Below are 22,949 nucleotides of genomic sequence, written 5' to 3' on the forward strand. Positions count from 1 at the left end.
GCGGCGCTTCGAACCTTCGGAGGCGGGCGGGCGCTGACGGCTCCCGTAGCCCAACGGCAGAGGCAGGCGACTTAAACTCGCTTCAGTCTGGGTTCGAATCCCAGCGGGAGCACCGTACGGTGCGTCGCCGGCGTCGCTCGCCTCAGCCGAGGCGGTCGAGCCGGCGCAGGATCAGCCCCTCGCGCAAGGCCCAAGGCGAGACCTCGAGCTCGGAGACCTTGAACGCTCGCATCGCCTCGCTGAGCACGACCGCGCCGGCCACGATCTGGAACGTGCGGTCTGGCGTGATACCGGGCAGGGCGGGTCGCGCGTCGGCGGGGATCCGCGCGAGGCGCGGGGTCCAGTCGTCGAGTCCCTTGAGCGGCAGCACCGCGCGTTCGGATGCCCCGGGCCCCGCGCTCGTGGTCCCGGCGAGCCGCGCGAGCGAGCGGATCGTCTTCGAGGAGCCGACGATGTGGTCGGCGCGCGGTTTCAGCGGGAAGCTGCGGACGACGTCGGCCAGCACCTCGCGGGCGTGTGCGCGGAGCCGGTCGACCTGCTCGGGCGTGGGCGGGTCGTCGGGGAGGAACTCGATCGTCGATCGTCCGGCGCCGAGCGGCACCGACAGGGCGATCTCGGGGTCCTCGTCGAGCCCTTGGGCGATCTCGAGCGAACCGCCGCCGATGTCGAAGAGCAGGATGCGATCGGCCGACCAGCCGTACCACCGCCGCACGGCCAGGAACGTGAGCCGGGCCTCGTCGTCGCCCGAGAGCACCCGGAGTTCGACACCGGTCTCGCGGGTGATGCGGGCGAGCACCTCCTCGCCGTTCGCCGCCTCGCGGATGGCCGAGGTCGCGAAGGGCAGCAGCTCGTCGATGCCGTCGGCGCGCGCCGCGGCGACGGCCGTGCCGATGGCCTCCACGATGCCGCGCACGCCGACGTCGCTGATCGAGCCGTCGGGCTCGAGGTAGCGCATCAGCCGCAGCACCGACTTGTGCGAGGCGGCGGGGATCGGACGACCGCCCGGATGCGCGTCGACGACGAGCAGGTGGACGGTGTTCGAGCCGACGTCGAGGACTCCCAGGCGCATGATGCGAGGGTATCCGCGATTCGGGCATACTGGTGCGACTGGGACGATCGTCCCACTTTGACGACGGCGAGGTCGGAAGGAGCGAGATGGCCCGCATCCCCGCGCCCGAGCGCCGCGAAGCGCTCATCGACGCCGCCCTGCGCGTCGTCGCGCGCGACGGCATCTCGCATGCGACCACCCGGGCGATCGTCGCCGAGGCCGGCATGAGCCTCGCCAGCTTCCACTACGCCTTCGCCTCGCGCGACGAGCTGATCGACGAACTCATCCGCACCGTCGTCGAGCGCGCCGAGAACGAGGTCGTCCCGTCGCTCGACCCGCACCTCTCGGTGCGCGAGCGCATCGAGGCCGGACTGCTCCGCTACTTCGGGCACCTGAAGGCGCGTCCGTCGCACGAGCAGGCGATGCTCGAGCTCACCTGGTACGCGCTTCGCGCCCCCGAGCGGCATCCCCTCGCCGTCTCGCAGTACGCGCGCTACCGGGAGTTCGCGATGGCGGCGCTGCAGCGCGCGACGACCGACTCCGGTATCACGTGGACCCTGCCGCTCGACCAGGTCGCGCAGGTGCTCGTGGCCCTCACCGACGGGCTCACGACCACCTGGCTGGTCGACCGCGACGACGAGGCGGCGCTGCGCTACATCGGCATCGCCGCCGACACCCTCTCCAGATTGGCGGACGCCCGATGACCCACCTCGATGCCGCGACCGCCCCGGCGGCCGGGGGCGCGTTCGCCGAGCCGACGCGCCGCGTCGGCGCCGGCTGGATCGCGAGCTTCGCCACCGCGTGGCTGGGCATCTGGATGGCGCAGCTCGCCCCCGTGCAGCTGCTGCTGCCCGCACAGATCGACCGGGTGCTCCAACCCGAGCACTGGACCGACAGCGTGCTCGCCTTCGGCATCGTCTCGGGCATCGCCGCGCTCTTCACGATCGTCGCGTACCCCGTGACGGGCGCCCTCTCGGACCGCACCGCCTCGCGCTTCGGCCGGCGCCGGCCCTGGATCGCGATCGGCGCGGTCGTCTTCGCCATCGCGCTCGTCGTGCTCGGGTTCCAGACGGGCATCGTCGCGATCGGCGCGGCATGGGTCGTGGCATCCATCGGATTCTGCATCGTGACCGCCGCGCTCACCGCGACGATCTCCGACCGGGTGCCGGTCGACCAGCGCGGCTTCGTCTCGGCGTGGATGTCGGCGCCGCAGTCGGTGGGCATCATCCTCGGGCTCGTCATCGTGACGATGCTCGTGACCGGCACCGAGGCCGGCTACGCCGTGCTCGCGCTGCTGCTCGTGATGCTGGTGCTGCCGTTCCTGCGCCTGCCAGACCAGGTGCTGGGCACGCGCGAACGCGAACGGGTCACGGCCCGGGGCATCCTCGCCACGCTCTGGATCAGCCCGCGGCGCCACCCCGACTTCGCCTGGACGCTCACGAGTCGCGTGCTCGTCTCGATCGGCAACGCGCTCGGCACCAGCCTGCTGCTGTACTTCCTCATGTTCGGGCTGAACGACCGCAACGCCGAAGACGACCTGCTCGTGCTGACGCTCATCTACATGGTGTTCGTGATCATCGCGTCGCTCGTGTTCGGGCGGCTCTCCGACCGGCTCGCGCGCCGGAAGTCGTTCGTGTTCGCGGCCTCGCTGCTGCAGGCCGTCGCGGCGCTGCTGCTCGCGTTCGTGCCCGACCTCACGGCGGCGATGATCGCCGCCGGCATCCTCGGCCTCGGCTACGGCTGTTTCCTCTCGGTCGACCAGGCGCTCGCGACGCAGGTGCTGCCGGACCCCGCCGCCCGCGGCAAGGACCTCGGCATCATGAACATCGCCACCGCCGTGCCGCAGGCGCTCGGCCCGCTGATCGGCGCGATCGCGGTGGTCGCGACCGGATCGTTCATGCTCGTCTTCCTGCTGAGCGCCGCGTGTGCGGTCGGCGGATCGATCGCGGTGTCGCGAGTGAGGAGCGTCCGATGAGCCTCGACCTGGCGCAGGCCCCCGGTGCGGATGCCGCGCCCTGGACCCGACCGGACGTCTACTGGCCGGAGCTCACCGCCGCCACCCGCGATCTCGACGCACCCGTCGGGGTGCTGCACCTCGGCGCCCTGCGCCACAACGCGGCCGACATGGCGCGCCGCGCCGGCGGCACGCCCATCCGCATCGCGTCGAAGTCGATCCGCGTGCGGGGCGTGATCGAGGCGCTGCTGCGCCGGCCCGCGTACCACGGCGTGCTCGCGTACACGCTCGCCGAGGCGATCTGGCTCGCCGACACCGTCGACGACCTCGTCGTGGGCTACCCGACCGCGGAACGCGCGGGCATCCGGCGGCTGGCGAGCGACCCGGCACTCGCCTCGCGCATCGCGATCATGGTCGACTCGCCGGCGCAGCTCGACCTCGTCGACGCGGTGCTTCCGCCGGGGCGTCGCGAGGAGATCCGCGTGTGCCTGGAGCTCGACGCGTCGTGGAAGGCGCCGGTGCTCGGTCACCTCGGCGTGCGCCGGTCGCCCGTGCACGCGCCGGAGGATGCCGCGGCCCTCGCGGCGTACATCGCCGACCGGCCGGGCTTCCGGTTGGTGGGCGTGATGGCATACGAGGCGCAGATCGCCGGAGTCGGCAACCGCCCCGTCGGCCGGCCGCTCGAGGGTGCGATGAACCGGTGGATGCAGTCGCAGTCCCGACCCGAGCTCACCGAGCGGCGGGCGCGCACCGTGGCCGCGATCCGCGAGCACGCCGACCTCGAGTTCGTGAACGGCGGAGGCACGGGCTCGCTCGAGTCGACGGCCGCCGATCCGTCGGTGACCGAGATCGGCGCCGGTTCGGGCATCTTCGGCGGGCACTTCTTCGACGGGTACGCGCACTTCACGCCCGCGCCGGCGGCTGCCTTCGGCCTCGACGTCGTACGCCGGCCGAGCAGCCGGCACGCGACGGTCCTCGGCGGCGGATGGATCGCCTCCGGGCCGCCCGGAGACGACCGGATGCCGCGGCCGGTGTGGCCCGATGGGCTCGTGTACCTCCCGCGCGAGGGCGCCGGCGAGGTGCAGAGCCCGCTCGCGGGCCCAGGGTCCGACGCCCTGCGGGTCGGCGACCGGGTCTGGTTCCGGCACACCAAGTCGGGCGAGCTCGCCGAGCACCTCGACGCCTTCCGGCTGGTCGACGCCGGCACCGTCGTCGACGAGATCCCCACCTACCGCGGCCAGGGGAGGGCGTTCCTGTGACAGCCAGCGGCGCCGTCTGGCGCAACTGGGGCCGCAGCGAACAGGTTCGACCACGACGCGTCGAGCGGCCCGATTCGGCCGGCGCCGTGCAGCGCGCGGTCGTCGCCGCCGCCGAGGCGGGCCTGCGCGTGAAGCCGGTCGGCTCGGGCCACAGCTTCACCGGCATCGCCGTCGCACCCGACGTGCAGCTCGACCTCACCGACCTCTCGGGCGTGATCGAGGCGGATGCCGCGACCGGTCGCGTTCGGCTCGCCGCCGGCACTCGGCTGCACCAGTTGCCGAGGCTGCTCGCCCCCTACGGCCTCGCGATGCCGAACATGGGCGACATCGACCGCCAGACCATCTCGGGTGCCATCTCGACCGGCACCCACGGCACGGGCCTGCGCTTCGGCGGGCTCGCGACCCAGGTCGTCGCGGCCCGGCTCGTCACCGGCAACGGCGAACTGATCGAGGTGAGCGAGACCAGCCGGCCCGAGCTGCTGCCCGCCGTGCGGCTGGGGCTCGGGGCGCTCGGGGTGCTCGTCGACGTGACGCTCCAGCTCGTGCCGCGTTTCGTGCTGCACGCCGTGGAGCAGCCGGAGCCGCTCGAAGGCGTGCTCGAGAACTGGCAGGAGCGGGTCGCCGGCGCCGATCACTTCGAGTTCTACTGGTTCCCGCACACCGACACGGCGCTCACCAAGACGAACACGCGCCTGCCCGGCGACGCCCCGCGCGACCCGATCGGGCCCGTCTCGCGCTGGATCGACGACGAGCTGCTCGCGAACGGCGCCTACCGGGCGATCTGCGCGCTCGGCCGCGTCGCGCCGGGCGTCACGCCGTTCTTCGCGCGCCAGGTCGACAAGCTCACCGGCGACCGCGAGTTCACCGACCACTCGCCGAGCGTGTTCACGACGCACCGCACGGTGCGGTTCCGCGAGATGGAGTACGCGGTGCCGCTCGACGCGGTGCCCGATGCGTTCCACGAGCTGTGCCGGCTCATCGAGCGACGCGGCTGGCGCATCAGCTTCCCGGTGGAGGTGCGGGCGGCCGCGCGAGACGAGAACTGGCTCTCGACCGCGTACGGCCGGCCGTCGGGCTACATCGCCGTGCACCGGTACTTCCGCGAGGATCCGACCGAGTACTTCGCCGCGGTCGAGCAGATCCTGCTCGCCCACGGCGGCCGACCGCACTGGGGCAAGCTGCACACGCTCGGCGCCGAGGCCCTGCGGGGGCGGTATCCGCGATTCGACGACTTCCTGGCGGTGCGGGACGAGCTCGACCCCGAGCGGCGCTTCCAGAACGCGTACCTGGAGCGCGTGCTCGGCGCCTGAGCACCGACCCGGCATGCCCCGTGCGGTTCCTGCCAGTCCCATGGGAAAGGCAGGGCGCACGCGTCGCCCGCCGGTAGCATGAGAAGACCGTCCGAATCCCTTCGCGCCCCAGCAAGGAGCCCCGCCATGGAATGGCTCATCCCCGTCCTCATCGTCGTCGCGCTCGTCGTGATCATCGGCATCTACCTGTGGGCGACGTACAACTCGCTGGTCACGCTGAACGTGCGGGTCGACGAGGCGTGGAGCGACATCACGGTGCAGCTGAAGCGCCGTGCCGACCTCATCCCGAACCTCATCGAGACGGTCAAGGGCTACGCGGCGCACGAGAAGGCCGTCTTCGAGAACGTCACGCGGGCGCGTGCCGAGACGCTGCAGGCGCAGGGCCCGGCCGATGCATCCGCCGCCGAGAACCACATGCAGCAGGCGCTGAAGTCGATCTTCGCCGTCGCCGAGGCGTACCCGCAGCTCCAGGCGAGCCAGAACTTCCTGCAGCTGCAGGCCGAGATCGTCGACACCGAAGACAAGATCCAGGCATCTCGCCGGTTCTACAACGGCGGCGTCCGCGAGCTCAACACCAAGATCAAGGTGTTCCCGAACACGCTGTTCGTGCGGGGCCTCGGCTTCCACGAGCGCGACTTCTTCGAGGTCACCGAGGCGGCGGCGATCGCCGAGCCGCCGCGCGTCCAGTTCTGACGTCGGAGCGCTGACACCACCCGATGTACCGCGCGATCGCCAAGAACAAGCGCAACACCTTCTTCACGATCCTGCTGTTCCTGCTGATCATCGGCGGGCTCGGCTGGCTCGCCGCATCCATCTACGGTGACCTGACGATCGTGATCGTCACCGTCGTGATCGCGATCGGCTACGCGCTGATCCAGTACTTCACCGCCGACAAGCAGGCCATCGCGATGTCGGGTGCGGTCGAGATCACCTCGAAGGCCGAGCACCCGCGGCTCTGGCGCACGGTCGAGAACCTCTCGATCGCGACCGGCACGCCGATGCCGAAGGTATACGTCATCTCCGACCAGGCGCCCAACGCGTTCGCGACGGGGCGCGACCCCGAGCACGCGATCGTCGCGGCCACGACGGGCCTGCTCGAGATCATGGACGACGCCGAGCTCGAGGGCGTCATGGCGCATGAGCTCGGGCACGTTCGCAACTACGACATCCGGCTGTCGATGGTCGTGTTCGGCCTCGTGGTCGCGATCGGCTTCATCTCGGACCTCCTCGTGCGCATGGCGTTCTTCGGCGGCAACCGCAACAACAACGGCAACCCGATCGTCCTGATCTTCGGCATCGTCGCGATGCTGGTCGCGCCGCTCGTGGCGAGCCTCGTGCAGCTGGCCGTCTCGCGCCAGCGCGAATACCTCGCGGATGCCACGGGCGCGATGACGACCCGTCACCCCGACGCGCTCGCCCGCGCCCTCCTGAAGCTCGAGGCGTACGGCCGCCCGATGAAGCGGCAGAACTCGTCGATGGCGCACCTCTGGATCGCCGACCCGCTGAAGCCGGGCGTCATCGACCGCCTCTTCGCGACGCACCCGCCGATCCCCGACCGCGTGAAGCGGCTGCAGGAGATGGGCGGCGCCTTCTAGGCGACGAGCTCGGCCGCGAGCGCGGGGGAGAGGTCGCCGCGACCGGCGACGACCACGTCGTCGAGACCCTGCCACGCGGCGGCCGCACGGAGCACGGGCACGAGCCGTGCCGCCATGTCGGCCGGCGCCCCGGCCTCCGCCCATGCGGACTGCACTCGCAGTACCCCGCCCTGCCGGTCGCTCTTCAGGTCGACGCGGCCGACCACGTCGTCGTCGATGAGCACGGGCAGCGAGTAGTAGCCGAACTTGCGCTGCGGCTCGGGCGTGTAGATCTCGATGCGGTAGTGGAAGTCGAACAGCCGCTCGGTGCGCGGCCGGAACCACACCACGGGGTCGAACGGCGAGAGCAGCGCGACAGCCTCCATCCGGCGGGGCCGCCGCGCGTCGCGGTGCAGCCAGGCCGGGGTCGCCCGCGAGCCGGTCTGCCAGCCGGGCACGGCGACCGGCACGAGCGTGCCCGCGTCGACGAGGTCGGCGATCGCGGGCTTCACCTGCGCGCGGGTCATGCGCCAGTAGTCGGCGAGGTCGGCCTCGGTCGCGATGCCGAGGGCGGATGCCGCGCGCTCGACGAGCTCGCGGAGCGCGTCGGCGACCGGCACCTCGCGCTCGAGCACCGCCGCGGGCAGCGCCTGCTCGGGCAGTGCGTACACCCGCTCGAACCGGCGGCGTTCGACGCAGACGACCTCGCCCGTGCGGAACATCCACTCGAGCGTGCGCTTGACGTCGGACCAGCCCCACCACGGCCCGCGCCGCTCGTTGGCGTCGTGCTCGATCTCGCTCGCGCGCATCGGACCCTTCGCGGCGAGCTCGTCGACGAGCCATGCCGCGAGTTGCCGGTTCTCGGCGACCCAGCCGCCCCAGTCGCTGCCCTTGCTGCGGTACTCGTCGCGGCGGAACGCGAACAGCGGCCACAGCTCGCGCGGCACGTACGCGGCCTGGTGCGCCCAGTACTCCATGAGCCGTCCGCGGCCGCCGTTCGCGAGCCGGTCGAGCAGGGCTCGATCGTACGATCCGAGGCGGCTGAACGCCGGCAGGTAGTGGCTGCGCTCGAAGACGTTGACGGAGTCGATCTGGAGCAGCCCGAGGCGGTCGACCACGCCGGCCACCTGCCGCGTACCTGCAGGCGAGGTCGCGGGCGGGCGACCGAATCCCTGCGCCGCGAGCGCGATGCGGCGCGCGAGCGCGGGACTGACGGTGTCGATTCGGCGGGAGGCATCCATGGCGTCGCCGACGCTACCGGAGCCCCCCGACATCGCACCGCCGCATCGCATGCCGGTCGCGGAATCCATGCGTCCTAGACTGGTCGGATGACGGACTCGAAGGGGCGGGCTCGAGCCGGGTTCCCGAGGCGACGCGGCAGGGTGCGATCGACTGCTCCCGAGGCGCCGGAGGGTGCCGAGGCCGCGACGGGCGACCGGCCGCACAGCGACGTCGCCGAGGCGGTGCCCTACGGCATGCGGCTCGCGGCCGCCTGGTCGTGGCGGCTCCTGCTGGTCGGCGGCGTGCTCGCGGTGGTCGTGTTCCTGATCATCCAGCTGCGCCTGATCGTCATCCCCCTGCTCGTCGCCGTGCTCGTCGGGGCGCTGCTCGTGCCGTTCTCGCAGTTCCTGCAGCGGCATCGCTGGCCGAAATGGCTGGCGGTCACGGTCGCGATGCTCACGGCGCTCGCGGTCGTCGGGGGCCTCCTGACCCTCGGCATCACGCAGATCGTGCGCGGCTCCGACGAACTGGCCGCCCAGTCCCTCGTCGCGTGGGACGAGTTCCGCGCCTGGCTCCTCGACGGCCCGCTGCAGTTGACGGAAGACCAGTTGAACGACTGGCTCGCGCAGGCCGTGGCGACCATCCAGGCCGAGAGCAGCCTCATCTGGAGCGGAGCCCTCTCGGTCGGCAGCACCGTCGGGCACTTCCTCGCCGGCATGCTGCTCGCGCTGTTCGCGACGCTGTTCGTCCTGATCGACGGCCGCGGCATCTGGAACTGGATCGTGGGCATCTTCCCCCGCCGCGCACGGGCCGCCGTCGACGGCGCCGGCACGGCCGGATGGAACACCCTGCAGAACTTCGCGAAGGTGCAGATCCTCGTCGCGACGATCGACGCGATCGGCATCGGCGTCGGCGCGGCCCTCCTCGGCGTCCCGCTCGCCGTGCCGATCGGCATCCTCGTCTTCCTCGGCTCGTTCATCCCGATCGTCGGTGCCGTGGCCACCGGCGCGCTCGCGGTCTTCGTGGCGCTCGTCTACAACGGCTGGGTGATCGCGCTCATCATGCTCGGGATCGTGCTGCTCGTGCAGCAGGTCGAGGGGCACATCCTGCAGCCGCTCATCATGGGCACCGCCGTCAAGGTGCACCCGCTCGGCGTGGTGGTCGCGGTCGCGACCGGATCGCTGCTCGCGGGCATCCCCGGCGCGCTGTTCGCCGTGCCGATCGCGGCGGTCGTGAACGTCATGGTCGGCTACGTCGCGAGCGGCGTCTGGAAGTCGGAGGCCCCACCACCGGCGCCGGGCCTCCAATCGCCGCTCTGGCGCACGGTCCCGCAGGAGCGACCGAAGTTCGGACGAGGAGCATGACCGTCGTGACGCAGGTGTATCCGGGGCCCTCGCTGGCCGAGTACGAGCAGGCCCGTGAGACCGTCGCGCGCGTCGCGCGGCGCACGCCGATGGAGTCCTCGCGGTACCTCGCGCGCGAACTCGGGGTGCCGGTGCACCTCAAGTGCGAGAACCTCCAGCGCACGGGGTCGTACAAGCTGCGCGGCGCGTACAACCGCATGAGCGCCCTCACCCCGCAGGAGCGCGAGCGCGGCGTGGTCGCGGCCTCCGCGGGCAACCACGCCCAGGGCGTCGCGTTCGCGGCCCGCGAGCTCGGCATTCGCGCGACGATCTTCATGCCCGTGGGCGTCGCGCTGCCCAAGCTCGAGGCCACGCGCGCCTACGGCGCGGACGTGGTGCTGCGCGGCGAGTCGGTCGGAGAGACGATGGCCGCAGCCGCCGCGTTCGCCGACGAGACCGGCGCCGTGCCCATCCCTCCGTTCGACCACCACGACGTGATCGCCGGCCAGGGAACGCTCGGGCTCGAGATCCTCGAGCAGGTGCCGGATGCCTCGACCATCGTCGTGCCGATCGGCGGCGGCGGCCTCGCGGCCGGCATCGCGAGCGCGGTCAAGCAGCGCGCTGCCGAGCTCGGTCGCGAGATCCGGGTCGTCGGCGTGCAGGCCGCGAACGCGGCGCCCTACGTGGCGTCGATCGCCGCGGGCGGCCCGCGCGAGGTGCCGATCGTTCCGACGATCGCCGACGGCATCGCCGTCTACCGGCCGGGCGTGCTGAACTTCGAGGTGATCCGGGCTGCCGTCGACGAGATCGTCACCGTGTCCGAAGACGACATCGCCCGCGCGCTGCTCGTGCTGCTCGAGCGCGCGAAGCTGGTCGTCGAGCCCGCCGGCGCGGTATCGGTCGCGGCCCTGATGACGGGTGCCGTCCGAAGCGACGGCCCGATCGTCGCGCTGCTGTCGGGCGGCAACATCGACCCCCTCCTGATGCAGCGCGTCATCGCGCACGGCCTCGCCGCCTCCGGGCGGTACCTCACCGTGCGACTCGGCCTGCCCGACCGGCCCGGCCAGCTCGTACGCGTCGCCGAGCTCCTCGCCGGCACGCACGCGAACGTCGTCGAGGTCATGCACACCCGGCACGGGCGGGGCATGCAGATCTCCGAGGTCGAAATCGACATCTCGGTCGAGACGCGCGGGCCTGGGCACCGGGCCGAGGTCGTCGAGATCCTCCGGCAGGCCGGCTACGAGCCCGTCGTCCTCGACGACTGAAGGGCAGACGCGAACGGCGGATGCCCCGTCCGGAGCATCCGCCGTTCGTCGAATCGAAGGGCTACTGACCGCCCCAGGTCTCGACCTTGACGATCTCGACGGCGATCTCGCGGCCGTTGGGGGCGGTGTAGGTGGCGCGGTCGCCGACCTTGAGGCCGAGGATCGCGGCGCCGAGCGGCGACTGCTCGCTGAAGACGTCGAGTTCGGAGTCTCCGGCGATCTCGCGGCTGCCGATGAGGAAGGTCTCTTCGTCGCCCGCGATGACCGCGGTGATGACGGTGCCCGACTCGACGATGCCCTTGGACGCGGGCGCCTCGCCGACCTGGGCGGTGCGCAGCAGTTCCTTCAGCTGGCGGATGCGGGCCTCCTGCTTGCCCTGCTCGTCCTTCGCCGCGTGATAGCCGCCGTTCTCCTTGAGGTCGCCCTCTTCGCGCGCGGCTTCGATGCGCTTGGCGATCTCTTCGCGACCCGTCGTCGAGAGCTGCTCGAGCTCGCCCGCGAGCCGGTCGTAGGCCTCCTGGGTCAGCCAGGTGACGGTGGCTTCCTGAGCCATGGTGCACACTCCAGTGATTCAGACGTGTCCGGATAGACGTGTCGCCCCGCGAATGGCGAGGCGAAGCTCACAGTCTAGGTGAGCCAGCAGTGCTCCACCAAACCCGTGTTCGCCTCCTGCGCGACCCTCACGGTCTCGGTGAAGCTCCGCGTGTACGTGTCGGAGGCCGGGATCTCGACGACCTTCCAGCCGACCACCGTGAACTCGTCGTTGTACGCCTGCACCACGCACGCCGTCTCGGATCCGGGTGCCACGGAGAGGCGCCAGGTGACCTCGACCATGCGCTCGTCGTTGTGGAGCGTGTGCCCCGTGCCGGCGACCTCGAGCGAGGGTCGCTGCCCGTCGAGCCCGGCCCAGACGACCCACGAGACGAGCACGACCGCGAAGGCGATCGCGGCGCCGATGAGGAGCCGGCGGTCGCGGCGGCGATGCTGCCGTGTGCGGCCGTAGCGGGCGGCGAGGGCATCGGGTGCGGCGTTCACTCCCGGCTCCCTCCGGATCGGATCGACTAGGCTTTCCTCCAGCCTAACCCGCCCCGTGAAGGCCGCCGCCCAGCCGAAGGACGCCCGCTCGTGCACCATCTCGCCGCCGCCTCGAACGCCGGAGCAACGATCCTCGGAGCCGCGAACCAAGACGAGTTCGACCCGAACGACGTCACGCCCGGGGTCATCGGCTTCGTGCTGACGATCCTCGTCATGTTCGCGGTGCTGCTGCTCGTGCTCGACATGGTCCGCCGCATCCGCCGCGTGAACTACCGCGCCGAGGCGCGCGCGCAGATCGAGGCCGAGCAGCAGGCCGCCGCAACGGCCGAGGCGAGCGACGCCGACGGCGAGGCCGTCGACGGCGGGGCATCCGGAGATGCGGCGCCCGACGGCGAATCCGGGCCCGACGCACCGACCCGGCCCGACGCACCGACCCGGTGAGACCGGCAGCCGGTCAGCCCACGTGGTAGACCGGGTCCATCGCGATCAGCAGCGTCGCCGTCCAGTGGCAGATGAACGCGAGCACCGTGCACACGTGGAAGATCTCGTGGAAGCCGAAGTGCCCCGGCCACGGATTCGGGCGCTTGAGGCCGTAGACGACGGCGCCGATCGTGTAGAGCACGCCGCCGACGATCACGAGGACCATCATCGCCACGCTCGCGGCGAGCAGGTCGCCGAGGTACATGACCGCGGCCCAGCCGAGCAGCAGGTACAGCGGGACGTACAGCCAGCGGGGCGCCGTGATCCAGAACACGCGGAAGCCGATGCCCAGCAGCGCTCCGCCCCAGACGACCGCGAGCAGCAGCCAGCCCTTGTCGGGCGGAAGCGCGAGGATCGCCAGCGGCGTGTAGGTGCCCGCGATCAGCAGGAAGATGTTGGCGTGGTCGATGCGCTTGAGCACGACCTTCGTCGTCGGCTTCCAGTCGAACCGGTGGTAGAGCGCCGAGTTGCCGAACAGCAGCATCGACGTGAGCGTGAACACCGCCGACGCCCACTTCGCGGGCGCGCCCTCGGCCAGCACGATGAGCACGATGCCCGCGACGATCGTCAGCGGGAAGGTCGCCGCGTGGATCCAGCCCCGCCAGGTGGGCTTCACGTCGGCGGCGTCGGCGACGGATGCATCCAGCAGCGGGATGTTGGGCAGGTCGGGCCCCTCGCGGTCGTCGCTCGCGACCGCGGCGTCGGCGGCGTCGAGATCGGCGGCCGGGTGCGCGAGGTGCTCGGCGACGTCTTCGGGCTCGCGGCGTTCGGAGGCAACCATGGGCCAAGCGTAGGCGCTCGCGGTCACATCATGCTGTGAGGCGGCGGTAGCGTAGTCGCGTGCAGAACAGCGATCGATCCCGAGGTCGCGGCATCCTCTACCGCGTCTACGAACGGCGGCTCCGCAGCGGTCTCGATGAGGCCGCGACGCCGAAGCACGTCGCGATGATCATCGACGGCAACCGGCGGTGGGCCAAGCAGCTCGGCTACGACACCGCGGCGCACGGCCACCGGGCCGGTGCCGCGAAGGTACGCGAGTTCCTCGAGTGGTGCGATGACCTCGGCATCCAGGTCGTCACGCTCTACCTGCTCTCCAGCGACAACCTCGTCAACCGCGCCTCCGACGAGCTGACCGACCTCATCGAGATCATCGCCGAGCTCGCCGAGGAGCTCAGCCATTACCGCGACTGGCGCGTGCAGCACGTCGGCAGCGACCAGGGCCTGCCCGAGCCGCTCGTCGCCGCGCTCGACGCCGCGGAGCACCGCACGGCCGACAAGCGCGGCCTGCACGTGAACCTGGCCGTCGGCTACGGCGGCCGCACCGAGATCACCGACGCGATGCGCGCGATCGTCGCGGCGCATCACGCCGAGGGGCGCAGCCTCGAGGATCTCGCCGAGCGGCTCACGCCCGAGCTCATCGGCGAGCACCTCTACACGGGCGGGCAGCCCGATCCCGACCTCGTGATCCGCACGTCGGGCGAGCAGCGGCTGAGCGACTTCATGCTCTGGCAGGCTGCTCACAGCGAGTTCTACTTCGTCGAGGCGCTCGGCCCCGACCTGCGGCGCGTCGACTTCCTGCGGGCCATCCGCGACTACGCGAAGCGCCATCGCCGCTTCGGCGGCTGACATCCGCACGCCCGAGTCTGTCAAGATATGCCTCGAAGAAGGGGGCCCTCGACGGTGACCATCGAAGACTTTCAGGCGGGGTTCGACGAAGAGCCCGGATACCTCGACTACGCCCGGGTCGGACCGCTCTCGCGGTCGGTGCTCGAGGAGTCGACCGCGTTCGGGCTGGTGCTCGAGCGGGCCAGGCACGGCAGCATGGACGCGTTCGGCGAGCAGGACGCGCGGATGCGCGCCGCCGCCTCGGCCGTGACGGGCTTCCCCGCCGACCACGTCGTGTTCCAGCCGAACACGTCGACGGGGCTCATGCACGCGATGTTCGGGCTCACCGGCACCGTGCTGCTCTCGCCCGACGAGTTCCCGACGCTGCCGATCGCCGCCGTGCGCGCGCAGGAGGCACTGCACGTGGTGCAGCCCGCCTGGCTCGAGACCGACCACGGCAAGATCACCCCGGCTCGCATCCGCGATCAGCTCGAGCACAACGTCGCCGCCGTCGCGGTGAGCCTCGTCGACGCCCGCACCGGGTACCTCGTCGACCTCGACGGCATCCGCCAGGTCATCGGCGACCGACTGCTCATCGTCGACGCGATCCAGGGCTTCGGGGTGGTCGATGCCCCCTGGGAGGTCGCCGACGTCATTGCCACGGGCGGCCAGAAGTGGTGCCGGGCCGGCTGGGGCACGGGCCTGCTCGCGCTCTCCGACCGCGCGCTCGAGCGGCTCACGCCGGTGTTCTCGGGGTTCAGCGGCACCGAGGAGGCGGAGCCGTGGGGCCACGTGCCGCCGCCCGCGCCGTCGGCACGTGCGTACCGCGTCTCGAACCCCGACCCGATCGCGCAGGCGCGGTTCGCGGCAGCGCTCGAGGAGATCGCCGCGACCGGAGCGGGCGCGATCAGCGCGGCCGTCGCCGAGCGGGTCAGCCGGGTCATCGAGCTCGCCGACGAGTTCGCCATCCCGGTCGTGAGCTCGCGCGGCGAGCAGGAGCGCGCCGGCATCGTGGTGTTCGAGCCGCTCGCCGAGCAGGTGACGCTGCTCACGGCGTCGCTGCACAACCACGGGCTCACCGCGACCACGCGGCTCGGCACCGTGCGGCTGAGCGTGCACGCGGCCACGAGCACCGAGACGCTCGAGATGCTGCGCGCGGCCTTCGTGTCGTACTCGACGGCCGCGAGCTACTGAGTCGGCGGCGGGTCGGCCGGATCGGCCGCGTCGGCCGCGCCGGAGGCATCCGGTGGTCGTCGGCGGCCCGGTGAACGGCGTGTGACCCGCCGCGTGTCGCTGCCGCGGATCCGGCGCGGCGGACGTACGTTCGGGGCATCGGACAAGGTGTCCGATCGAGTCGGCTCGTGAACCGCTCGTGGGAGGATCGCCGGCCGGCCCGAGGAACCGAGCGCACGCGCTCGGGGCGGGAGTGGTCGTGGCAACAGGTGCAACTTCCCAGTCCGGTCGGCAGCAGGGCCGCATGCAGGCGCAGCCCGGCGCCGCGTCGCCGGTCGCGGCGGCGCAGTCCGAACGGACGTACGTGCTCGATACCTCGGTGCTGTTGAGCGATCCCCGGGCGCTGTTCCGGTTCGCCGAGCACGCGGTCGTGCTGCCCGTGGTCGTCATCACCGAACTCGAGGCCAAGCGCAACGACCCCGAGATCGGGTACTTCGCGCGGCAGTCGCTGCGCATCCTCGACGAACTGCGCATCGAGCACGAACGACTCGACTTCCCGATCCCCGTCGGCGACGGCGGCTCGCTGCGGGTCGAGCTGAACCATTCCAGCCCCTCCGTGCTGCCCAGCGGTCTGCAGCTGGGCGACAACGACTCGCGGATCCTCGCGTGCGCCGCCAACCTCGCCAACGACGGCGTCGCCGTGACCGTCGTCTCGAAGGACCTGCCGCTGCGGGTGAAGGCCGCGGCGATCGGCATCGACGCGCAGGAGTACCGCGCCGAGCTCGCGGTCGATTCCGGCTGGACCGGCATGGCCGACCTCACCGTCGGCTCGAACGAGATGGCGAAGCTCTACGAGCATGAGGCGCTGGTCGTGCCCGACGCGCGCGGTCTCCCGATCAACACGGGCCTGGTGCTGCACTCCGACCGCGGCTCGGCGCTCGCCCGCGTCTCGAGCGACGACGGCGGCGTGCGGCTCGTGCGCGGCGACCGCGACGCCTTCGGCCTGCACGGACGCTCGGCCGAGCAGCGCCTCGCGATCGACCTGCTGCTCGACCCCGAGATCGGCATCCTCTCGCTCGGCGGGCGGGCCGGTACCGGCAAGTCGGCGCTCGCGCTGTGCGCGGGCCTCGAGGCGGTGCTGGAGCGCCAGCAGCACAAGAAGATCATGGTGTTCCGGCCGCTGTACGCCGTCGGCGGGCAGGAGCTCGGTTACCTTCCGGGCGACCAGGTCGAGAAGATGAATCCGTGGGCGCAGGCCGTGTTCGACACCCTCGGCTCGGTCGTCTCCGACAACGTGCTCGACGAGGTCGTCGACCGGGGCATCCTCGAGGTGCTGCCGCTCACGCATATCCGCGGTCGATCGCTGCACGACGCGTTCGTGATCGTCGACGAGGCGCAGTCGCTCGAGCGCAACGTGCTGCTGACCGTGCTCAGCCGCGTCGGCCAGAACTCCCGTGTCGTGCTCACCCACGACGTGGCCCAGCGCGACAACCTCCGCGTCGGGCGGCACGACGGCGTGGCATCCGTCATCGAGACGCTGAAGGGGCATCCGCTGTTCGCGCACGTCACGCTGACCCGCAGCGAGCGCTCGGCGATCGCGGCACTCGTCTCGGAGATGCTCGACGGGAACGAGCTGGCGTAGCGCCCTTCGGCAGCCGTCTGACGCGAGCTGCGCTGCGTCGATTCAGGAGAACGACGCCGGATCCGGACGATTTCGCCGGAATCGTCCTGATCCGGGCGTTCTCTCCTGAACCGCGGTGCGGAAGGATGAGCCGGAGGACGACCGAACGGATGGGCGCATGAGCGGATGGCACGGGATGGTCGGGGCATGACGGCGGCGGAACGGCTCGTCGACCTCGCGGCGGCGCTGTCGGGCGACCCGACCGGTCGCCGCCGGGAAGCCTGGCACGCCGAACTGGCGGGCGCCGAGTCGCGCGGGCTCCGGCGCCGCGAGGTCGTGTTCGCCGCATTCCGGGGGGCCGCCGACGTTCGCCGCTCGGCGATCCGGCGACTGCCCGCCGCCGCGGCGGCCGCACGCCGGCTGCGATGGTCGGCGACCGCCCTCGTGATCGCGGCACTGTTCGCGTTCGCGGCGTTCCTCGGCACCGGCCGGCCCGAGGAGTGGGCCGCGTTCCTCCGGCTCCTGCTGCTCGACGCCGCCGCGGCGCTCGGCGTACTCGGCGCCGTCGGCGTGGCCATGGGCGTGAGCATGCTCGCGAAGGGTGACGGGCGGAGGCCGTGGATGCTGGTGCTCGCGGTGCTCGCCGCGCCGATCCTTCTCGGCGTACTGCTCGTCACCGGCTTGTCGATGCTCTTCGCGGGCGGGATGCTCCTCGGCTTCGTCGTGCTCGGGGTCGCGCTCGCGGTGCCGATCTCATCCGGACCCGGTGCGCGGGCGACCTGGCCGGGCGTACCCGCCCGCCTCGGGCAGCGCACCACCGGGCTCCTCGGCGCGGCCGTGGTGCTCGCGGCGACGGCGGCGGTCGCGCTCCACGTGCTCGTGTGGAACCCGCAGGCGAAGGTGCCCGGCGTCGGGCTGGCCGAGATCTACACCACGATGGCCGCGCGCGGCGAACCCGCGACGTGGGCGGCCAGGCTCGTCGCGGTCTGGGCGGTCGGATGGGTCGTGCTCGCGCTCGTGCTCGCGGCCGCCGGGATCGTGGGGCAGCGAGGCATCCTGCGGCGGCTCGACGCACGCCGCATCGCCCGCGCGACCCTCGTCGCGCTCGCGGGGATCGGGCTCACGAGCTGGCTCGCCGGATTCTCGATGGGGATGTCGCTCGCCGACGCCTTCGCGACCGGCGGAGGCGACGCCGCGGCGAGCGGCGCCGTGCTCATCGGCATCGGCATACTCGCCGGCCTCGCCGCGGCGGTACGCATCCTGCCTCCGCCCCTGCGGATCTCGGCCTGAGCCGGCACCGCAAGGGGCTTCCGCAGGGTCGACGGGCGTGGTTGCCTGACCGCGTGAGAATCCCGAGGATCCACTCCGACGCCGTGAACGGCGCCACCTACGACCCCGACCGGCGCGTGCTCACGATCGAGTTCGAGTCGGGTTCGGTGTACGAGTACCTCGACGTGGAGCCCGAGCTCTACGCCGACCTCGAGGCGGCGCAGCCGCATCCTTGGCGCGTCGTCGGGGCTCGCGTGAAGGAGCACGACTACCGCCGGCTGCGGTGAGCGTTCGGGCGTGCGCGTGGCGCCACTTGTGGCCCGTCGCGCCAGTCGAACTGGCGCTACGGGCGCGACATGGCGCGCGCGACCGGTCAGCCCTGCGGCGGCTTGGTCATCGAGAGCAGGTCGAGCGCGGTGTCGAGCTGCTCCTCGGTCAGTTCGCCCCGCTCGACGTAGCCGAGGTCGATGACGGCCTCGCGCACGGTGATGCCCTGCTTGACCGAGTGCTTCGCGATCTTCGCCGCAGCCTCGTAGCCGATGAGCTTGTTCAGCGGCGTCACGATCGAGGGCGACATGCCGGCCAGCGCGGTCAGGCGGTCGTGGTTCGCCTCGAGGCCGTCGATCGTCTTGTCGGCGAGCACGCGCGACGCGTTGGAGAGCAGTCGGATCGACTCGAGCAGCGCCGTGCCCATGACCGGGATCTGCACGTTCAGTTCGAAGGAGCCGGATGCTCCGGCCCAGGCTACCGTCGCGTCGTTGCCGATGACGCGGGCCGCGACCATGAGCACGGCCTCGGGGATGACGGGGTTCACCTTGCCGGGCATGATCGAGGAGCCGGGCTGCAGGTCGGGGATGAAGATCTCGCCGAGGCCGGTGTTCGGGCCGGAGCCCATCCACCGCAGGTCGTTGCAGATCTTGGTGAGGCTGACCGCGATGGTGCGCAGGGCCCCCGACGCGTCGACGAGGCCGTCGCGGTTCGCCTGCGCCTCGAAGTGGTCGGCCGCCTCGGTGATCGGCAGCTCGGTCTCGCGCTGCAGCAGCTCGATCACGAGCTGCGGGAAGCCCGCCGGCGTGTTGATGCCCGTGCCGACGGCGGTGCCGCCGAGCGGCACCTCGGCGACGCGGGGGAGCGCCGTGCGCACGCGCTCGATGCCGAGGCGGACCTGGCGGGCGTAGCCGCCGAACTCCTGGCCGAGCGTCACCGGGGTCGCGTCCATCAGGTGCGTGCGACCGGACTTCACGACGCCGGTCCAGGCCTCGGCCTTGGCCTCGAGGGCGACCGCGAGGTGGTCGAGTGCGGGGATGAGGTCGTCGATGAGCGCGGCGGTGACCGCGATGTGCACCGAGGTCGGGAAGACGTCGTTCGAGGACTGCGACGCGTTGACGTGGTCGTTCGGGTGGACGTCGGCGCCGAGCTTCTGCGTGGCGACGGTCGCGAGCACCTCGTTCATGTTCATGTTCGACGACGTGCCCGAGCCGGTCTGGTACGTGTCGACCGGGAAGTGCTCGACGAACCCGTGACGACCGGCGATGACCTCGTCGGCCGCGGCGACGATCGCGTCGGCGATGCCCTGGTCGAGCACGCCGAGCTGCGCGTTGGCCTGCGCGGCGGCCTTCTTGATGCGCGCGAGCGCGGCGATCTGCGCGGGCTCGAGGCCGGAGCCGGAGATCGGGAAGTTCTCGACGGCGCGCTGCGTCTGCGCACGGTAGAGGGCCGACGCGGGGACCCGCACCTCGCCCATCGTGTCGTGCTCGATACGGTAGTCGGCGGCGTTGTCCACCACGGTGTGTTCCCTTCGGTTCCTGCCGGGCGCGGTCTGCGCCGGTTGCTGCCGGATGCCCCGGCCGGGGTCGCCGGCGGGGCTCAGATCCGGCCGACGACGACGTCGGTCTCGGCGCGACCCTCGCGGAGCCGGTAGTTCGCGCCGACGACAGCCAGCCTACCCTCGGCGATCGCGTCGGAGATCATCTCGGAGCCCTCGACGAGCTTGTGCACGGTATCGCGCAGGTGCTCGCGGCCGACGTAGCCTGCGTCGACATCGGCGGCGCTGATCGCGGCGTCGGCGGCCACTCCGGCGACGCGCCGAACGGCGGGCACGATGCGGTCGGTGAGCGAGCGGATGTGCGCGGGCAGGGGAGCGGCATCCGCCGCCTGGGAGTCGATCGCGGCCTGCACGGCGCCGCACGCGTCGTGCCCGAGCACCAGGATGAGCGGCACGCCGAGCACGCCGACCGCGTACTCGAGCGAGCCGAGCACGGACTCGGAGATGACCTGGCCGGCGTTGCGCACCACGAACGCGTCGCCGAGCCCGAGGTCGAAGATGATCTCGGCCGCGAGGCGGGAGTCACTGCAGCCGAAGATCGCGACCCGGGGCGTCTGCCCGTTCGCGAGGTCGGTGCGCCGCTCCACATCTTGGTGGGGGTGGGAGGGCTGCCCCGCAACGAAGCGCTCATTGCCGCGGCGGAGTTCGCGCCAGGCCTCGGCGGGGGTCGCGACGGACGGCTTCGCTTCGCTCACGGGAGCTCCTCTCGGTGGCAGGCGCTACTGCTGCGCCTCGATGGCAGGGGTCATCGCCGCGGCGAGCGTCGCGAACTCCTCGGGAGTCGCGGTGCCGAGCAGCACGAACGTCGTGCCGCCCGCCTCGGTGGTGAGCCCGTACCTGGCGTTGCCGACGTCGTCGTCGGACTCGCGGTTGTCGTAGACGGTCCACTCGACGCCGTCGATCGTGACGGTTCCCGTCGCGAGGGTGCGCGCGAGGAGGTTCGCGACCCACGTGGCGTTGGCGTCGGCTCCCTGGTACATGCCGATGTACTCGTCTTCGGGCGTGAGGTAGCCGACGTACCAGGCGGTGATCTCGTCGACGTCGCTGCGGCGGATCTCGGCCGCGTTCGCGCGCCAGCCCTCAGGCAGGTCGGGCACCGCGAGCGGGTCGTCCATCGCGACCTGCGCCTGCTCGGCGGTTGCGGCCACATCGATGTCGGGCTCGATCGGGGTATCGCTGCGCGGCACGACCAGCACGATGACGAGCACGAGCGCGAGGCTCGCGACGAGCGCGTAGATCAGGTTCATGACCGTCTTGCGCTGGCGGTAGAGCCGGCTGTTCTCGGCCTTGCGGGCCGCGGTCTCCTCGGGAGTCTCGGGTCGACCGAGCTCGGCGACGACCCGCGGCGGGCGCTCGGCCATCAGGCGCCCGACCCGTCGGCGGGACGGCCAGCGGCCCGGCTGCCGTCGCGATCGCCCGCGCGCGCCGCGTCGAGGCGCGCCTTCGCGCCGATCAGCCACTCCTCGCAACGGGCCGCGAGGGCCTCGCCGCGCTCCCACAGGGCGAGCGACTGCTCGAGCGTCGCGGACCCCTGCTCGAGCTCGGCGACGACCTGCACGAGCTCGTCTCGCGCCTGCTCGTAGCTCAGCGCGGAGACATCCGTGGGGGTGGGCATGCCTGCCATTCTATTCGGCGTCGCCGACGCGCAGATTCGCGTTCGCATCGCCGTCATGCGCGAGGGATGCCTCGTTCGGGCGGCCCTCCTGCGATCCGGATGCCTCGTTCGGGCGGCTCCGCCGCGGGTCGGATGCCCCGCCGAGGGCCTCGGCCGCGAGCGTGCCCGTCGCGAGCGTGAGCGTGAGCGCCGTGCCCGCGGGTGCGGCGTGCGCATCGCGCACGACATGGCCCGAGGCATCCTGCACGATCGCGTACCCGCGGTCGAGCGTCGCCTGCGGCGACAGGGCGCGCACGTGGGCGCGCAGCGAGCCGACCGCGGCATGCTGGCGCTCGAGCAGGCGTTCCATGAGGTCGGTGCCGCGGGCGACCCAGCGGGTGACCTCTTCGGCGCGGCGGTCGACGATCCACGACGTCGTCGCGAGCGACGGCCGCGAGCGGAGGTGCTCGATGCGGTCGGCCTCGCGCGTGAGGATCGCCGTCAGGCGCATGCCGAGCCGGGCGCGGGCGTGCTCGACCCGCGAGAGCTCCTCGGCGACGTCGGGCACGACCCGCTTCGCGGCGTCGGTCGGCGTGGAGGCGCGCAGGTCGGCGACCTCGTCGAGCAGCGGCCGGTCGGCCTCGTGGCCGATCGCGCTCACGATGGGCGTGGTCGCCGCGGCCGCGGCGCGCACCAGGCGCTCGTCGCTGAAGCCCAGCAGGTTCTGGAAGTCGCCGCCGCCGCGCGCCACGATGATGACCTCGACTTCGGGGTCGGCATCGAGCCGCTCGATCGCGCGCACGACCTCGGGCACCGTGCGGTCGCCCTGCACCGCGGCGTACACGGTGCGGAACTCCACGGCCGGCCACCGGAGGCGGGCATTGCGCAGCACGTCCTGCTCGGCGTCGGAGTCGCGCCCGGTGACGAGGCCCACGACACCCGGCAGGAACGGCAGCCGGCGCTTGCGCGACACGTCGAACAGGCCCTCGGCCGCCAGCTGCGCGCGCAGCCGTTCGAGCCGCTCGAGCAGGTCGCCGAGCCCGACGTGGCGCACGTCGAAGACCTGCATCGTGAGCGAGCCGCCCTTCACCCACCAGTTCGGCTTCACGAGGGCGACGACGCGGTCGCCCGCCTTGAACTGCTCGGACAGGCGCGCACGCACCGACGACCAGATCGTGAACGACACCGTCGCGTCGCCGTCGACGTCCTTCAGCTTGCCGTAGACGTTGCCCGCCGAGACGCCCCACTGGGTGACCTCGCCCTCGATCCACACCGTGCCGAGCCGGTCGAGGTACTCCTTGAGCTTGCCCGAGAGCATCGAGACGCTCCACGGCGTCTCGCGGGTGGTGGGGCCGTCGGCCATGGGTCTCCCA

General features: G+C 71.9%; 24 protein-coding genes and 1 tRNA gene. 15 read left to right on the forward strand and 10 right to left on the reverse strand.

Going from position 1 to position 22,949, the window contains the following annotated elements:
- Nucleotides 1–39: 39 nt before the first annotated feature.
- Nucleotides 40–112: transfer RNA gene (locus tag GE115_RS13660), tRNA-Leu, on the forward strand.
- A gap of 30 nt (nucleotides 113–142) precedes the next feature.
- Here GE115_RS13660 and GE115_RS13665 read toward each other — a convergent pair.
- On the reverse strand, nucleotides 143–1,069 hold the full coding sequence (locus GE115_RS13665) for a Ppx/GppA phosphatase family protein (protein ID WP_153685331.1): 927 nt from the start codon (nucleotides 1,067–1,069) through the stop codon (nucleotides 143–145).
- Nucleotides 1,070–1,155: 86 nt separating this feature from the next.
- On the opposite strand from GE115_RS13665, the gene GE115_RS13670 reads away from it, so the two are divergent.
- The 6 genes from GE115_RS13670 (at nucleotide 1,156) to GE115_RS13695 (ending at nucleotide 7,166) form a co-directional block, all read left to right on the forward strand.
- Entirely contained in the window at nucleotides 1,156–1,752 is a 597-nt protein-coding gene (locus GE115_RS13670) for a TetR/AcrR family transcriptional regulator (RefSeq protein WP_153685332.1), read from the forward strand.
- A complete protein-coding gene (locus GE115_RS13675) occupies nucleotides 1,749–3,023 on the forward strand; it encodes an MFS transporter (protein ID WP_153685333.1) in 1,275 nt (424 codons plus the stop codon). The genes GE115_RS13670 and GE115_RS13675 overlap by 4 nt, the downstream gene beginning before the upstream one ends.
- Nucleotides 3,020–4,261, forward strand: coding sequence for an amino acid deaminase/aldolase (locus GE115_RS13680; RefSeq protein ID WP_153685334.1), 1,242 nt, complete (start codon nucleotides 3,020–3,022; stop codon nucleotides 4,259–4,261). The genes GE115_RS13675 and GE115_RS13680 overlap by 4 nt, the downstream gene beginning before the upstream one ends.
- Nucleotides 4,258–5,571, forward strand: coding sequence for a D-arabinono-1,4-lactone oxidase (locus GE115_RS13685; protein ID WP_172979916.1), 1,314 nt, complete (start codon nucleotides 4,258–4,260; stop codon nucleotides 5,569–5,571). Before GE115_RS13680 ends, GE115_RS13685 begins: the two co-directional genes overlap by 4 nt.
- A gap of 126 nt (nucleotides 5,572–5,697) precedes the next feature.
- Nucleotides 5,698–6,264, forward strand: a complete 567-nt coding sequence (locus GE115_RS13690) for a LemA family protein (RefSeq protein ID WP_153685335.1) — start codon at nucleotides 5,698–5,700, stop codon at nucleotides 6,262–6,264.
- 23 nt (nucleotides 6,265–6,287) lie between these two features.
- The gene (locus GE115_RS13695; RefSeq protein WP_153685336.1) at nucleotides 6,288–7,166 is read left to right on the forward strand and encodes a M48 family metallopeptidase; all 879 of its coding nucleotides are present in this window, start codon (nucleotides 6,288–6,290) and stop codon (nucleotides 7,164–7,166) included.
- On the opposite strand, the gene GE115_RS13700 is transcribed toward GE115_RS13695, so the two are convergent.
- Nucleotides 7,163–8,386, reverse strand: a complete 1,224-nt coding sequence (locus tag GE115_RS13700; protein WP_153685402.1) for a winged helix-turn-helix domain-containing protein — start codon at nucleotides 8,384–8,386, stop codon at nucleotides 7,163–7,165. The two genes, GE115_RS13695 and GE115_RS13700, sit on opposite strands and share 4 nt — an antisense overlap.
- Nucleotides 8,387–8,473: 87 nt before the next feature.
- Here GE115_RS13700 and GE115_RS13705 point away from each other — a divergent pair, with 87 nt between their 5' ends.
- Nucleotides 8,474–9,730: an AI-2E family transporter gene (locus GE115_RS13705; RefSeq protein ID WP_153685337.1), complete on the forward strand. Its 1,257-nt coding sequence runs from the start codon at nucleotides 8,474–8,476 to the stop codon at nucleotides 9,728–9,730.
- Nucleotides 9,727–10,974: a threonine ammonia-lyase gene (gene ilvA, locus GE115_RS13710; protein ID WP_153685338.1), complete on the forward strand. Its 1,248-nt coding sequence runs from the start codon at nucleotides 9,727–9,729 to the stop codon at nucleotides 10,972–10,974. Before GE115_RS13705 ends, ilvA begins: the two co-directional genes overlap by 4 nt.
- A gap of 61 nt (nucleotides 10,975–11,035) precedes the next feature.
- Here the strand turns inward: ilvA and greA are convergent, their stop codons facing one another.
- Both greA and GE115_RS13720 read right to left on the reverse strand, forming a co-directional pair.
- Complete coding sequence (gene greA, locus GE115_RS13715; RefSeq protein ID WP_153685339.1) at nucleotides 11,036–11,527, reverse strand: transcription elongation factor GreA; 492 nt, start codon at nucleotides 11,525–11,527, stop codon at nucleotides 11,036–11,038.
- A gap of 74 nt (nucleotides 11,528–11,601) precedes the next feature.
- The gene (locus GE115_RS13720; protein ID WP_172979922.1) at nucleotides 11,602–12,009 is read right to left on the reverse strand and encodes a DUF4307 domain-containing protein; all 408 of its coding nucleotides are present in this window, start codon (nucleotides 12,007–12,009) and stop codon (nucleotides 11,602–11,604) included.
- A gap of 90 nt (nucleotides 12,010–12,099) precedes the next feature.
- Here GE115_RS13720 and GE115_RS13725 point away from each other — a divergent pair, with 90 nt between their 5' ends.
- Nucleotides 12,100–12,450 (forward strand): hypothetical protein, encoded by a 351-nt coding sequence (locus tag GE115_RS13725; RefSeq protein WP_153685341.1) that lies wholly within the window; start codon nucleotides 12,100–12,102, stop codon nucleotides 12,448–12,450.
- A 13-nt stretch (nucleotides 12,451–12,463) separates the two neighbouring features.
- Here GE115_RS13725 and trhA read toward each other — a convergent pair whose 3' ends face one another.
- Complete coding sequence (trhA, locus tag GE115_RS13730; RefSeq protein WP_153685342.1) at nucleotides 12,464–13,270, reverse strand: PAQR family membrane homeostasis protein TrhA; 807 nt, start codon at nucleotides 13,268–13,270, stop codon at nucleotides 12,464–12,466.
- A gap of 59 nt (nucleotides 13,271–13,329) precedes the next feature.
- On the opposite strand from trhA, the gene GE115_RS13735 reads away from it, so the two are divergent.
- The 5 genes from GE115_RS13735 to GE115_RS18400 all read left to right on the forward strand — a co-directional run bounded on the left by GE115_RS13735 (nucleotide 13,330) and on the right by GE115_RS18400 (nucleotide 18,444).
- Nucleotides 13,330–14,115 carry an isoprenyl transferase gene (locus GE115_RS13735; protein ID WP_312855177.1) on the forward strand — a complete coding sequence of 262 codons (786 nt, stop codon included), beginning with the start codon at nucleotides 13,330–13,332 and terminating at the stop codon, nucleotides 14,113–14,115.
- Nucleotides 14,116–14,169: 54 nt separating this feature from the next.
- The gene (locus GE115_RS13740; RefSeq protein ID WP_312855178.1) at nucleotides 14,170–15,288 is read left to right on the forward strand and encodes an aminotransferase class V-fold PLP-dependent enzyme; all 1,119 of its coding nucleotides are present in this window, start codon (nucleotides 14,170–14,172) and stop codon (nucleotides 15,286–15,288) included.
- A gap of 283 nt (nucleotides 15,289–15,571) precedes the next feature.
- Nucleotides 15,572–16,909, forward strand: coding sequence for an RNA 5'-3' helicase PhoH2 (gene phoH2 / locus GE115_RS13745; RefSeq protein ID WP_153685344.1), 1,338 nt, complete (start codon nucleotides 15,572–15,574; stop codon nucleotides 16,907–16,909).
- Between the two features lie 186 nt (nucleotides 16,910–17,095).
- Nucleotides 17,096–18,178, forward strand: a complete 1,083-nt coding sequence (locus tag GE115_RS18395) for a hypothetical protein (protein ID WP_172979923.1) — start codon at nucleotides 17,096–17,098, stop codon at nucleotides 18,176–18,178.
- A gap of 53 nt (nucleotides 18,179–18,231) precedes the next feature.
- Complete coding sequence (locus GE115_RS18400; RefSeq protein ID WP_172979925.1) at nucleotides 18,232–18,444, forward strand: KTSC domain-containing protein; 213 nt, start codon at nucleotides 18,232–18,234, stop codon at nucleotides 18,442–18,444.
- Between the two features lie 86 nt (nucleotides 18,445–18,530).
- On the opposite strand, the gene GE115_RS13755 is transcribed toward GE115_RS18400, so the two are convergent.
- The 5 genes from GE115_RS13755 to xseA form a co-directional block, all read right to left on the reverse strand.
- Nucleotides 18,531–19,943: a class II fumarate hydratase gene (locus GE115_RS13755; protein ID WP_312855179.1), complete on the reverse strand. Its 1,413-nt coding sequence runs from the start codon at nucleotides 19,941–19,943 to the stop codon at nucleotides 18,531–18,533.
- Between the two features lie 80 nt (nucleotides 19,944–20,023).
- Nucleotides 20,024–20,677: a carbonic anhydrase gene (locus tag GE115_RS13760; protein ID WP_312855180.1), complete on the reverse strand. Its 654-nt coding sequence runs from the start codon at nucleotides 20,675–20,677 to the stop codon at nucleotides 20,024–20,026.
- A gap of 24 nt (nucleotides 20,678–20,701) precedes the next feature.
- The gene (locus GE115_RS13765; protein ID WP_153685346.1) at nucleotides 20,702–21,343 is read right to left on the reverse strand and encodes a DUF4245 domain-containing protein; all 642 of its coding nucleotides are present in this window, start codon (nucleotides 21,341–21,343) and stop codon (nucleotides 20,702–20,704) included.
- Entirely contained in the window at nucleotides 21,343–21,606 is a 264-nt protein-coding gene (locus tag GE115_RS13770; protein WP_153685347.1) for an exodeoxyribonuclease VII small subunit, read from the reverse strand. Before GE115_RS13770 ends, GE115_RS13765 begins: the two co-directional genes overlap by 1 nt.
- A gap of 1 nt (nucleotide 21,607) precedes the next feature.
- Nucleotides 21,608–22,939, reverse strand: a complete 1,332-nt coding sequence (gene xseA, locus GE115_RS13775) for an exodeoxyribonuclease VII large subunit (RefSeq protein ID WP_246190792.1) — start codon at nucleotides 22,937–22,939, stop codon at nucleotides 21,608–21,610.
- Nucleotides 22,940–22,949: the final 10 nt, after the last annotated feature.

This window comes from Agromyces agglutinans (assembly GCF_009647605.1).
GTDB lineage: Bacteria > Actinomycetota > Actinomycetes > Actinomycetales > Microbacteriaceae > Agromyces > Agromyces agglutinans.

What these genes read in the sequence shown, in the direction of transcription:
- GE115_RS13665 (WP_153685331.1), bottom strand. Translation starts at nt 1,069, where the DNA reads ATGCGCCTGGGAGTCCTCGACGTCGGCTCGAACACCGTCCACCTGCTC.
- ilvA (WP_153685338.1), top strand. Translation starts at nt 9,727, where the DNA reads ATGACCGTCGTGACGCAGGTGTATCCGGGGCCCTCGCTGGCCGAGTAC.
- GE115_RS13770 (WP_153685347.1), bottom strand. Translation starts at nt 21,606, where the DNA reads ATGGCAGGCATGCCCACCCCCACGGATGTCTCCGCGCTGAGCTACGAG.
- phoH2 (WP_153685344.1), top strand. Translation starts at nt 15,572, where the DNA reads ATGCAGGCGCAGCCCGGCGCCGCGTCGCCGGTCGCGGCGGCGCAGTCC.
- GE115_RS13695 (WP_153685336.1), top strand. Translation starts at nt 6,288, where the DNA reads ATGTACCGCGCGATCGCCAAGAACAAGCGCAACACCTTCTTCACGATC.
- GE115_RS13675 (WP_153685333.1), top strand. Translation starts at nt 1,749, where the DNA reads ATGACCCACCTCGATGCCGCGACCGCCCCGGCGGCCGGGGGCGCGTTC.
- GE115_RS13705 (WP_153685337.1), top strand. Translation starts at nt 8,474, where the DNA reads ATGACGGACTCGAAGGGGCGGGCTCGAGCCGGGTTCCCGAGGCGACGC.
- greA (WP_153685339.1), bottom strand. Translation starts at nt 11,527, where the DNA reads ATGGCTCAGGAAGCCACCGTCACCTGGCTGACCCAGGAGGCCTACGAC.
- GE115_RS18395 (WP_172979923.1), top strand. Translation starts at nt 17,096, where the DNA reads ATGACGGCGGCGGAACGGCTCGTCGACCTCGCGGCGGCGCTGTCGGGC.
- trhA (WP_153685342.1), bottom strand. Translation starts at nt 13,270, where the DNA reads ATGGTTGCCTCCGAACGCCGCGAGCCCGAAGACGTCGCCGAGCACCTC.
- GE115_RS13765 (WP_153685346.1), bottom strand. Translation starts at nt 21,343, where the DNA reads ATGGCCGAGCGCCCGCCGCGGGTCGTCGCCGAGCTCGGTCGACCCGAG.
- xseA (WP_246190792.1), bottom strand. Translation starts at nt 22,939, where the DNA reads ATGGCCGACGGCCCCACCACCCGCGAGACGCCGTGGAGCGTCTCGATG.
- GE115_RS13670 (WP_153685332.1), top strand. Translation starts at nt 1,156, where the DNA reads ATGGCCCGCATCCCCGCGCCCGAGCGCCGCGAAGCGCTCATCGACGCC.
- GE115_RS13700 (WP_153685402.1), bottom strand. Translation starts at nt 8,386, where the DNA reads ATGGATGCCTCCCGCCGAATCGACACCGTCAGTCCCGCGCTCGCGCGC.
- GE115_RS13690 (WP_153685335.1), top strand. Translation starts at nt 5,698, where the DNA reads ATGGAATGGCTCATCCCCGTCCTCATCGTCGTCGCGCTCGTCGTGATC.
- GE115_RS13680 (WP_153685334.1), top strand. Translation starts at nt 3,020, where the DNA reads ATGAGCCTCGACCTGGCGCAGGCCCCCGGTGCGGATGCCGCGCCCTGG.